Origin of the sequence: Kocuria cellulosilytica (assembly GCF_040981245.1) — a bacterium.
Taxonomy (GTDB): domain Bacteria; phylum Actinomycetota; class Actinomycetes; order Actinomycetales; family Micrococcaceae; genus Kocuria; species Kocuria cellulosilytica.
On record NZ_JAVFWZ010000045.1, the window covers coordinates 1 to 702 of the forward strand.

The window sequence follows — 702 nt, forward strand, 5'->3', positions numbered from 1 at the left end:
CCCGCCCGTGGTGCGGGCCCGGGCGGGATCCGCGCGCCAGAAGCGGTTGAACACCTTGTCCGCCTCCTCCTCGGTCATCCCGATGCCCTGGTCCCGCACCGCCACGGCCGCGGCGACCTCCGAGGCTCCCACGACGATGTCGATGGGCCGGCCCTCCCCGTGCTCCAGGGCGTTGACCACGAGGTTGCGCAGGATCCGCTCGATCCGGCGCTGGTCCCCCTGGACGGTGCACCGGGACAGCTCGGAGCGCACGCGCACTGTCGAGCCCGAGGAGACGGCCAGCGGGGCCGCGCCCTCCACGACGTCGTGCACGACCGAGAACAGCTCGACGCTGGCCACCTCCAGCCGGGCGGCGCCCGCGTCGAAGCGGGAGATCTCGAGCAGGTCGGCCAGCAGGGAGTCGAAGCGGTCCACCTGGTGGTAGAGCAGCTCGGCGGAACGCCGGTTCACGGGGTCGAAGTCCTCGCGGGCGTTGAACAGCACCTCCGCGGCCATCCGGACGGTGGTCAGCGGGGTGCGCAGCTCGTGGGAGACGTCGGAGACGAAGGTCTGCTGCATCGAGGACAGCTGCTCGAGCTGGGTGATCTGGTCCTGCAGGCTGTCGGCCATCCGGTTGAACGATCGGGCGAGCCGGGCCACCTCGTGCGAGCCGCTGACGGGCAGGCGCACGCCCAGGTCCCCGTCCGCGAGCTGCTCGGCCAC

General features: G+C 72.2%; 1 protein-coding gene. It reads right to left on the reverse strand.

The annotated features are described in order from the left end of the window. On the reverse strand, window positions 1–702 hold a 702-nt coding region (locus RCG67_RS16890; RefSeq protein ID WP_368827955.1), incomplete at both ends, for a histidine kinase dimerization/phospho-acceptor domain-containing protein.